The sequence below is a fragment of the Geodermatophilus sp. SYSU D00766 genome (assembly GCF_054049915.1).
In genome coordinates, this window is record NZ_JBJGYI010000012.1 from 108,710 (window position 1) to 119,036 (window position 10,327).

Here is a 10,327-nt window from a genome sequence, read left to right on the forward strand (position 1 = left end):
GGAGGTCCCTGCATGCCCGCCGCCGAGTTCGCCGTCTGGGCGCCCGTACCGGAGCGGGTGCGCCTGCAGGTCGACGGCGCCGTGCACGACATGCGGCGCGACGCCGGCGGCTGGTGGCGCGCCGAGGTCGAGGCCGCGCCGGAGGCCGACTACGGCTACCTGCTCGGCGACGACGACGAGAAGGTGTACCCGGACCCGCGCTCGCGCCGGCAGCCCGACGGCGTCCACGGCCCGTCCCGCCGCTTCGACCCCGCGGCGTACCCGTGGGGCGACGGCGCCTGGACCGGGCGCCCGCTGGCCGGCGGCGTCGTCTACGAGATGCACGTCGGCACGTTCACGCCGGAGGGCACCCTCGACGCGGCGGTCGAGCGCCTGGACCACCTGGTCGACCTCGGCGTCGACTTCGTCGAGCTGCTGCCGGTCAACGGCTTCGACGGCACCCACAACTGGGGCTACGACGGCGTCCTCTGGTACACGGTGCAGGAGAGCTACGGCGGGCCGGCGGCCTACCAGCGCTTCGTCGACGCCTGCCACCGGCGCGGCCTCGGCGTGATCCAGGACGTCGTCTACAACCACCTCGGCCCGTCGGGCAACTACCTGCCGCTGTTCATGCCGGTCTTCAGCGAGGGCGGCCCCAACCCCTGGGGCTCCTCGATCAACCTGTCCGGGCCGGACTCCGACGAGGTGCGCCGCTACGTCCTGGACAACGCGCTGATGTGGCTGCGCGACATGCACGTCGACGGGCTGCGGCTCGACGCCGTCCACGCGCTGGTCGACGAGCGGGCCACGCACGTGCTCGAGGAGATGGCCCAGGAGGTCGACCGGCTGTCGGTGGCACTCGGCCGGCCGCTCACGCTGATCGCCGAGAGCGACCTCAACGACCCCCGCCTGGTCACCCCGCGCGCGGCCAACGGCACCGGCATCCACGCGCAGTGGAGCGACGACTTCCACCACGCGCTGCACGCGGTGCTCACCGGGGAGGGCCAGGGCTACTACGCCGACTTCGCCGAGGCCGGCCTCGCCGGGCTGGCCAAGACGCTGACCGGCGCGTACTTCCACGACGGCACGTGGTCGAGCTTCCGCCGCCGGTCCCACGGCCGGCCTGTGGACGCCGCCCGGCTGCCCGGCTGGAAGTTCCTGGGCTACCTGCAGGACCACGACCAGATCGGCAACCGCGCCATCGGCGACCGGGTGTCGGCGTCGCTGTCCCCCGGCCTGCTCGCCGTCGGCGCGACCCTGGTCCTCACCAGCCCGTTCACCCCGATGCTGTTCATGGGCGAGGAGTGGGGCGCCGCGACGCCGTGGCAGTTCTTCACCAGCCACACCGACCCGGACATCGGGCGGGCGACCGCCGAGGGGCGCAAGGGCGAGTTCGCCGAGCACGGCTGGGACGCCGACGAGGTGCCCGACCCGCAGGACCCCGAGACCTTCACCCGCTCGAAGCTGGACTGGTCGGAGGTCGAGCGGGAGCCGCACGCCACGCTGCTGGCGACCACCCGGGCACTGCTGGCACTGCGGCGGGCGCAGCCGGAGCTGGTCGACCCCGACCTCACGGCGGTGGAGGTCGGCTGGGACGACGAGGACCGGCTGCTGGTGGTGCACCGCGGCCGGCTGCGGGTGGTGGCCAACCTGTCGGGCGAGCCGCGGGAGGTCGACCTCGACCGGCCCGTCACCGGCGTGCTGTTCGCCACCGCCGAGGAGCCGTCGCTGGGCGGCGACACGGTGCGGCTGCCGGCCGAGAGCGCGGCCGTGCTCACGACCTGATGCGCCGGCTCTTCCCCGGGGCCGACCCGGTCGACGACGACGCCGCGCTCGCCGAGGCCTACCGGCTGCCGCCGGGGCGGTCGGTGCGGGTGGACTTCGTCGTCTCCCTCGACGGCGCGATCTCCGTCGACGGGCGCAGCGCGGGGTTGGGGTCCCCGGGTGACCGGCGGGTGTTCCGGGTGCTGCGGGCGCTCGCCGACGCCGTGCTGGTCGGGCACGGCACCGCCGCGGCCGAGGGCTACCGGCCGGTGGCCGCCGACTCCGCGGTGGGGCGGCTGCGCGCCGGGCTCGGCCGGCCGGAGACCGCACCGGTCGTCGTCGTCTCCCGGCGGGCGTCGCTCGCGCCGGGCGACCGGCTGGCCGTCCCCTCCACGGTGCTGGTGACCTGCGCGGCCGCCGACCCCGGCCGCCGCGCCGCCCTGGCCGGCACCGGCGTGGACGTGCTCGTCTGCGGCGACGACGACGTCGACCTGCCCCTGGCGCTGGACCGGCTCGCCGACCGCGGGCTCGAGCAGCTGGTGTGCGAGGGCGGACCGTCGCTGCTGTCGGCGGCGCTGGACGCGGGCGTCGTCGACGAGCTCGACCTCACCGTCTCCCCCGCCCTCGTCGGCGGGCCGGCCCGGCTGCTCGACCGGGCGCTGCGCGACGTCGTCCGCCCCCGGCTGGTGCAGGTGCTCGAGGAGGACGGCGTCCTGTTCACCCGCTACGCGCTCGACCGGTAGCCGGCCCGCTCAGCCGACCAGGCGGACGGCGCCCCCGTACCCGGCCAGGCGGGTGTCCGCGGTCAGCAGCACCGCACCCTCGGCGACGGCCTGGGCGACCAGCAGCCGGTCGAAGGGGTCGCGGTGCAGGTCGGGGAGGTGCTCGACGGCGGCGGCGTGCTCGGCGGTGACCGGCAGGTGGTCCAGCGCCAGCTCCGCGGCCACCCGGCGCGTCCAGGTGCGGACGTCGGACCCGAGGGTCAGCTTGCCGAGGCCCTGCTTGATCGCCAGCTCCCAGACGCAGACTGCCGAGATCAGCCGGCGCTCGGCCCCGGCGACCAGATCCGTGGCGGCACCGAGACGCTCAGGGGTCGTGGCGGCCCAGACGAGGACGTGGGTGTCGAGCAGGACCCTCACTCGTTCCCCTCGAAGGCCCGCTGCAGGTCCTCCGGCAGCTCGTCGAAGTCGTCGGCGATCCACACGTTGCCCCGGTCGAAGCCGAAGTTGGGAGTCCGGCGCGCCGGGGCCACCAGGCGGGCGACCACGCGCCCGCGGTTGGTGATCTCGACCTCCTCACCGGCCGCGACCCGCTCGAGCAGCCGGGACAGGTGCGTCTTCGCCTCGTGCACGCCGACCGACACCGTCATGCCGGCTAGTCTACTGAGCTGGTCATCTCGTCGCGGTCGTCGCCGGCGTGTGCGCCCGCGCCGCGGTCCGGGGGCCCGTTCGCGGCGCCGGCGCACACGCTCGGGCCGCCGTCGTCGCCGCGGGTCTCGCGTGGGGGTCCGCGGCGCTCACATGGGGGTCGGCGCCCCATGTCCGCAGGTCAGCGCGTCCCTAGCGTCGTGGCCGAGCCCGCCGAGGGAGCGGGCCGACACCGCCAGGAGGACACATGAGCACCAAGGCCGTCGTCAGTCTCGCCACCGGTCTCGAGGACCCGGAGAAGGTCACCGTCGCGATGCTGGTGGCCGTGGGCGCCGCCGAGACCGGCCGGGAGACGGTCGTGTTCGCCGCCAAGGAGGCGGTGCGGCTGGCGCTCGAGGGCACCGCGGTCGGCACCGCCTGCGCCGGCTGTCCGCCGCTGCCCTCGCTGATGGAGCGCTTCGCCGCCGCCGGCGGGCGCTGGTTCGTCTGCCCGATCTGCGTCGAGGCCAAGCAGCTCGACGCCGGGCAGCTGATCAAGAACGCCGAGCTCGCCGGGACCATCCCGCTGTGGAACTGGATCGGCGACGAGGGCGCGACCACGTTCAGCTACTGACGCTCAGCCGTTGAGCAGCCCGAGCTCCCCCGCCCGCCGGATCGCCTCCCGCCGCCCGCGGACCCCCAGCCGGCCGAGCACCGCGGTCACGTGGTGCTCGGCCGTCCGCGGGGACACGACCAGGCGCGTGGCGATCTCGGCGTTGGTGAGCCCCTCGGCGAGCAGCCGCAGGACCTCCTCCTGCCGGGCGGTCAGCCCGGCGGGGTGCGCGCGGGTGGTCCCCCGGCGGCCGTGCCGCACGGGCAGCCCCAGCGCCCGGAGCCGCCGGGTCACCCGTGCGGCCAGCGGTGCCGCGCCGAGCGCGCGGGCGGTCTCCAGGGCCTCGGCCAGCGCGGCGGGGTCGTCGAGCGCGGACAGGCACAGCGCCCGGTCGTAGGACCAGCCGACGGCGCCGAACGCGTCGGCCGCCGCCCGCCAGTCGCCGTCGAGCACGGCCCGGTGCGGCGGCGCGGCACGCACGCGGGACTCCACCGGGCAGCCGGCCACCGCGGCCCACGCGGCCATCCGGACGCCGCCCCACCCCGCCCAGTCGGTGGCCCGCGCGAGCGCGTCGACCTGCCGCACCCGGTCCACCGGCATGGGGGTCCCGTGCAGCAGCGCGTGCTCCACCTGCAGCTCGAGCACCGGCTCGATCCGCTGCATCTCGGCGGTGGCCCACGACTGCGCGGCAACGTCGGCCAGGCGGGCGGCCGCGTCGTCGTCCCCCCGGCGGACGGCGACCTCGGCGAGCACGGTCTTGGCCAGGATCTGGTTGACCGTCACGCCGCGCTCGAGCTGCGCCCGGGCGACGCGCTCGGCGCCGGCCCAGTCCCCCTCCCGCGCCCGCAGCCAGGCGAGGGTGACCTCGGTGTACTCGCGCAGCGCGTCGACCTCGTGCTCGGCGGCGTAGGCCAGGGCCCGCTCCGCCGTCCGCCGCGCCGGCCCGGGCCGCACCCACAGCAGCTCCGACCACGCCCGGCAGACCAGCGCGCGCACCGCCTCGTGCGGGTCGCCGGCGCCGTCGGCGGCCGCGAACGCCTGCTCGATGGTCGCGGTGTCGTCGGGGTCGCGGGTGGCCCGGACCTTGCCGGTGTTGACCAGCGCGTGCGCGTGGGTGGCCCGGTCGCCGGCCCGCAGCGCCATGTCCGCCGCGCGCGCCGACCACGTCAGCGCCTCCTCCGACCGGCCGGCCAGCATCGCCAGCTGACCGATCACGCTGCACGCGCGGGCGAGCTCGGCGGACTCGCCCAGCGGCTCGAGCAGCGCGACCGCGGCCCGGGCCTCCCGCTCGGCGGCCGCGCCGTCCCCCGCGTACCAGAGCAGCCGCGACCGCACCCGCGCGCAGCGGCCCAGCCCCCGGTGGTCCCCGGTGGCCCGGTGCGCCGCGGCCGCCGCGTCGACGGCCGTCAGCGCCTCCGGGATCCGCCCGTTGAGGTAGGCGACCACCGCCAGTTCCTCGTACAGGGCGGCGCGCTCGGCGCCCGGCAGCGAGCCGGCCAGTGGCAGCGCCCGCCGGTAGTGGGCGAGGGCCTCCCGGTTGGCCCCCGCGGCCGCCGCGCCGCGGGCGGCCGGGAGCGCGGCGGCGGCCAGCGCCGCCGCCTCGCCCGCGGCCTCGGCGTGGTGCACCAGGTCGGCCGGGTCCGCGCCGAGCCGCTGCAGCGCGGCGAGCACGGTGGCGTGCAGCCGCCGGCGGTCGGCGGCGGTCAGCGTCCCGGCGACGGCGGTGCGCGCCAGCTCGTGCCGGAAGGCGACCGAGCCGGGCTCGACGCGCAGCAGCCCCGTCCGCTCGGGCTCGGCGGCCGCCGCCTCCCACCCGGGCAGGGCCGCGTCGAGCACGTCGGTGCCGGTGCGGGCGGGGACCACCGAGACGAGCTCGACCAGGGCCCGGGCGCCGGGCGCCAGCGCGGCCACCCGGCCGGCGACCGCGTCGCGCACCGACGGCGGCAGCCCGTCGGTGCCCTCGGCGGCCAGCTCGGTGACCAGGAACGGGTTGCCGCCGGTCAGCGCGTGCACGCGGTCGGCGCCGGGACCGACGAGCTCGGCCACCGCGGCCCGCGACAGCGGCGCCAGCGGCACCCGGGTCACCGCCCGCGGCGGCAGGGCGGCCAGCGCCCGGCGCAGCGGCGCGGCGCCGTCGAGCTCGCCGTCGCGGTAGGTCAGCACCAGGACGGCGGGCAGCGCGGGCACCCGGCGGCCGAGCGTGCGGACGGCGTCGACCGTGGCGTCGTCGGCCCAGTGCACGTCCTCGAGCACCAGCACCGTCGGCGCCGGCCCGGCCAGCTCGGCGAGCAGCCCGTCGTGCACCGCGGCGGGTGCGGACCCGTCGGCGAGCACCTCGGCCAGCGGGCCGCCGACGGCCCGGGCGACGTCGCGCAGCGCGCCGAAGGGCCGCGGGGTGGTCAGGTCGTCGCACTGGCCGGTGAGCACGCGCACCCCGGCCAGCCGGCCGGCCAGGCCGCCCACGAGCGCGGTCTTGCCGATGCCGGGCTCGCCGGTCACCAGGACGACGCCGCCCCGGCCGGCCGCCGCCGCGCGGGCGGCGGTGGCGAGCAGGGCGAGCGGCTCCTCCCGCTCGAGCAGGCGCACGCCGGGGACGCTAGTGACCCGCGGCCGGTCGCGGGAGCCCGCGGCGCGCCACCCGTTCGATCGACGGCGGCGTGTGCGCCGTCGGCCCCCGCTGCTTGACTGGCCGGCATGGACCTGCCCGTTCTCCCGCCGGTGAGGCCGATGCTGGCCAAGGCCACGACGACGCTGCCCACCGCCGAGGGGCTGTTCTACGAGCCCAAGTGGGACGGGTTCCGCTGCATCGTCTTCCGCGACGGCGACGAGGTGGAGCTCGGCAGCCGCAACGAGCGCCCGCTCACCCGCTACTTCCCCGAGGTGGTGGCCGCGGTGAAGGAGGCGCTGCCCGAGCGCTGCGTCGTCGACGGCGAGATCGTCGTGCCGCAGGGCGACCGGCTGCACTTCGAGTCGCTGCTGCAGCGCATCCACCCGGCGAAGTCGCGGGTGGACCTGCTCGCCGAGCAGACGCCGGCGCACTTCGTCGCCTTCGACCTGCTCGCCGTCGGCGACGAGTCGCTCATGGAGACGCCGTTCACCGAGCGCCGGACACGGCTGCGGCAGCTGCTGACCGGCACCCACGAGCGGGTGCACGTGACGGCGGTGACCCAGGACGCCGCCACCGCGCAGCGCTGGTTCGAGGAGTTCGAGGGCGCCGGGCTCGACGGCGTCGTCGCCAAGGCCCCCGACCTGCCCTACGGCCCCGACCAGCGGCTCATGACCAAGGTCAAGCACGTGCGCACCGCCGACTGCGTGGTCGCCGGCTTCCGCTGGCACAAGAGCGGGGCGGTGGTGGGGTCGCTGCTGCTGGGCCTCTACGACGACGGCGGTCTGCAGCACGTCGGCGTGGCCGCCTCCTTCCCCATGGCGCGGCGGGCGGAGCTGGTCGAGGAGCTGGCGCCCTACCGCGCCGACGCGCTCGACGGGCACCCCTGGCAGGACTGGGCGAACGCCGAGCTGCAGGAGAACGGCGAGCACCGGATGCCCGGGGCGCAGAGCCGGTGGAACGCGAAGAAGGACCTGTCCTGGGTGCCGCTGCGGCCCGAGCTGGTCGTGGAGGTCAAGTACGACCAGCTGGAGGGCCGGCGGCTGCGGCACACCGGCCAGTTCCTGCGCTGGCGGCCCGACCGCACCCCGGAGAGCTGCACCTACGACCAGCTCGAGGTGCCGGTCCGCTACGACCTCGCGGAGGTCTTCGCCGGATGACCGCCGTCTGCGCGGGTGGCACCGGCCTCCTACGGTGGTGATCATGCGTCTGCGCCGCGGCCTGCTCGCCGCCTCGACCGGACTGCTCCTGGCGGTCACCGGCTGCAGCTCGTTCTCGGAGTCGGCCGGCGAGGCCCCGTCGTCGTCGGCCGCCGCGTCGTCGTCGGCGGGGTCGACGACGGAGGCCGAGGCCGCGCCGATCACCTGGACCGACTGCGACGCGCAGATCTCCCAGCTGATCGCCGGTACCCCCGGCAGCGAGCGCGACCTGCTCTTCGAGTGCGGCCGCACCGAGGTCCCCATCGACCACGACGAGGCCGACGGCGCCACGCTGCCGCTGTTCCTCGTCCGCGCCCGGCTCGCCGGGCAGACCGACCGGATCGGGTCCCTGCTGGTCAACCCCGGCGGTCCCGGCGGCTCGGGGGCCGACGCGGCGCTGAGCCTGGCGCTGTCGATGCCCGAGGACGTGCTGCGCCGCTTCGACCTCGTCGGCGTCGACCCGCGCGGGGTCGGGCTGTCCACGCCGGTGGAGTGCATCCCGGCCGAGCTGAAGGACCGGCTCACCGCCGCCGAGCCGCGCCCGACCACGCAGGAGCAGATGGACGAGGTCCTGGCGCTCACCGACGAGGTCGCCGAGGCCTGCGTCGACGAGTACGGCGACGCGCTGGGCACCTTCAACACCGTCGACACCGCCCGGGACATGGACCTGGTGCGGCAGTCCCTCGGCGACGAGCAGCTGAGCTACCTCGGCTACTCCTACGGCACGACGCTGGGCAGCACCTACGCCGAGCTGTACCCGGAGAACGTGCGGGCGCTGGTGCTCGACGCCGCCGTCGACCCCGACGCCGACGCGCAGACCCGGGTCGAGTCGCAGGCCGCCGGGCTGGAGGCCTCCTTCGACGCGTTCGCGGCCAACTGCACCGGCCTGGTCTCCGGCTGCCCGCTCGGCCCCGACCCGCGCCGCTTCCTCGAGGACCTGCTCGCCCAGGCCGCCGGCGCGCCGATCCCCAGCTCCGCGGGCGGGGACCGCACGGCGACGCCCGGGGTGGTCCTGACGGCGGTGCTGGCGGCGATGTACGACCCCGGCTCGTGGCCGCAGCTGTCGCAGTCGCTGGCCACCGCACGGAACAACGGCGACGCCGCGGGGCTGTTCTCCCTGGCCGACCGCTACACCGGCCGGCTCTCCGACGGCGCCTACACCAACCAGACCGACGCCAGCATCGCCATCAACTGCGCCGACACCCCCGAGGACGAGACGTACTCGCGGGAGCAGGTGCTGGCGCTCGCGCAGGACTGGGCCACCCGCTACCCGCTCTTCGGCGCCGGTGCGGCCTCGGGCCTCTACACCTGCTCGGCGTGGGAGGCCCCGCGCACGCCCCTGCCCGAGCGCGACGCCGAGGGCAGCGCGCCGATCCTCGTCGTCGGCAACAGCGGCGACCCCGTGACGCCGCTGCCGGGTGCGGAGGACATGGCCGAGGACCTCACCGCCGGCGTGCTGCTCACCTGGCAGGGCCAGGGCCACACCGCCTACCCCAAGACGCCGTGCGTCACCGACGCGGTGAACGCCTACCTCGTCGACCTCACCGCACCGCAGGACGGGCTCACGTGCCCGGCCTGACCCCCGACCCGAGGAGCTGACGGGTGGCCAGCAGTAGAGACGCGGTGGTCCTGACCGTCGACGGGCACGAGGTGCGCGTCTCCAACCCGGAGAAGCCGTACTTCGCCGAGCGCGGCATCCGCAAGATCGACGTCGTCGAGTACTTCGTCGCCGTCGGCGAGGGGATCCTGTTCGCGCTGCGGGACCGGCCGACGACGCTCGAGCGCTGGCCCGGCGGGGTGTTCGAGGGCGCCCGGCTCTCGACCCGGGTGGACAACACCGGCGACGCCTTCTACCAGAAGCGGGTGCCCAAGAACGCGCCCGAGTGGGTGCCGACCGCGCACATCACCTTCCCCAGCGGGCGGACCGCCGACGAGATCGCGCCGGACTCGGTCGCCGTCGTCGCCTGGTGCGCCAACCTCGGGACGCTCACCTTCCACCCGTGGCCGGTGGACAAGACCGACGTCGAGTCGCCGAACCAGATCCGCATCGACCTCGACCCGCAGCCGGGCACCGACTTCGCCGACGCGGTGTGGGTGGCCCCGCACGTGCGCGAGCTGCTGCACGAGCTCGGCATGGAGGGCTGGCCGAAGACCTCCGGCGGGCGGGGGGTGCACGTGTACGTGCCCATCCAGCCGCGCTGGACGTTCACCGACGTGCGCCGGGCGGTCATCGCCTTCGGCCGCGAGCTGGAACGGCGCCTGCCCGACCGCGTGACGATGTCGTGGTGGAAGGAGGAGCGCGGCGAGAAGATCTTCATCGACTACAACCAGATGGCCCGGGACCGCACGATCGCCTCGGCCTACTCCATCCGGCCCAAACCGCACGCACCGGTGAGCGCCCCGCTGGACTGGGACGAGCTCCCCGACGTCCACCCCACCGACTTCACCGTGCTGACGATGCCCGAGCGGTTCCGCGCCGTCGGCGACAAGCACGCCGGCCTGGCCGGACACGCCTACGGCATCGAGCCGCTGCTGGAGCTGGCCGAGCGCCAGGCCTCCGACCAGGGCCTCGGCGACCTGCCCTATCCGCCGGACTACCCGAAGATGCCGGGCGAACCGATGCGGGTCCAGCCCAGCCGCGCCAGGCGTCTCACCAGCGAAGATGCGCCATCATGAGACCCCGGCTGGTCTAGCTGTACTGACCGGAAACGTTGGTCGGGAGCGTGTGACCACGGGATCTAGTTGACGGATCTTGTGAGGGAGGACCTCCGGGCGTGGAGTGGAGCTGCTGAAGGCGACCACTGCCACGACACCGGAGGTC

The 10,327-nt window shown here is 75.8% G+C and carries 9 protein-coding genes; 6 read left to right on the forward strand and 3 right to left on the reverse strand.

The window, feature by feature from the left end:
* Nucleotides 1–12: 12 nt before the first annotated feature.
* Entirely contained in the window at nt 13–1,764 is a 1,752-nt protein-coding gene (treZ, locus tag ACI8AD_RS11860; RefSeq protein WP_456870724.1) for a malto-oligosyltrehalose trehalohydrolase, read from the forward strand.
* Nucleotides 1,764–2,486 carry a dihydrofolate reductase family protein gene (locus tag ACI8AD_RS11865; RefSeq protein ID WP_456870725.1) on the forward strand — a complete coding sequence of 241 codons (723 nt, stop codon included), beginning with the start codon at nt 1,764–1,766 and terminating at the stop codon, nt 2,484–2,486. Before treZ ends, ACI8AD_RS11865 begins: the two co-directional genes overlap by 1 nt.
* A gap of 9 nt (nt 2,487–2,495) precedes the next feature.
* On the opposite strand, the gene ACI8AD_RS11870 is transcribed toward ACI8AD_RS11865, so the two are convergent.
* Nucleotides 2,496–2,882 (reverse strand): type II toxin-antitoxin system VapC family toxin, encoded by a 387-nt coding sequence (locus ACI8AD_RS11870; protein WP_456870726.1) that lies wholly within the window; start codon nt 2,880–2,882, stop codon nt 2,496–2,498.
* A complete protein-coding gene (locus ACI8AD_RS11875; RefSeq protein WP_456870727.1) occupies nt 2,879–3,112 on the reverse strand; it encodes a type II toxin-antitoxin system Phd/YefM family antitoxin in 234 nt (77 codons plus the stop codon). The genes ACI8AD_RS11870 and ACI8AD_RS11875 overlap by 4 nt, the downstream gene beginning before the upstream one ends.
* Before the next feature lie 245 nt (nt 3,113–3,357).
* Here ACI8AD_RS11875 and ACI8AD_RS11880 point away from each other — a divergent pair, with 245 nt between their 5' ends.
* On the forward strand, nt 3,358–3,723 hold the full coding sequence (locus ACI8AD_RS11880; protein ID WP_456870728.1) for a DsrE family protein: 366 nt from the start codon (nt 3,358–3,360) through the stop codon (nt 3,721–3,723).
* A gap of 3 nt (nt 3,724–3,726) precedes the next feature.
* On the opposite strand, the gene ACI8AD_RS11885 is transcribed toward ACI8AD_RS11880, so the two are convergent.
* Complete coding sequence (locus ACI8AD_RS11885) at nt 3,727–6,288, reverse strand: ATP-binding protein (protein WP_456870729.1); 2,562 nt, start codon at nt 6,286–6,288, stop codon at nt 3,727–3,729.
* Nucleotides 6,289–6,396: 108 nt separating this feature from the next.
* On the opposite strand from ACI8AD_RS11885, the gene ACI8AD_RS11890 reads away from it, so the two are divergent.
* From ACI8AD_RS11890 to ACI8AD_RS11900, 3 genes are read left to right on the forward strand one after another with little or no spacing between them, the layout of a single operon-like run.
* Entirely contained in the window at nt 6,397–7,467 is a 1,071-nt protein-coding gene (locus tag ACI8AD_RS11890; RefSeq protein WP_456870730.1) for an ATP-dependent DNA ligase, read from the forward strand.
* A gap of 43 nt (nt 7,468–7,510) precedes the next feature.
* The gene (locus ACI8AD_RS11895) at nt 7,511–9,085 is read left to right on the forward strand and encodes an alpha/beta hydrolase (protein WP_456870731.1); all 1,575 of its coding nucleotides are present in this window, start codon (nt 7,511–7,513) and stop codon (nt 9,083–9,085) included.
* A gap of 23 nt (nt 9,086–9,108) precedes the next feature.
* A complete protein-coding gene (locus ACI8AD_RS11900; protein WP_456870732.1) occupies nt 9,109–10,182 on the forward strand; it encodes a DNA polymerase domain-containing protein in 1,074 nt (357 codons plus the stop codon).
* Nucleotides 10,183–10,327: the final 145 nt, after the last annotated feature.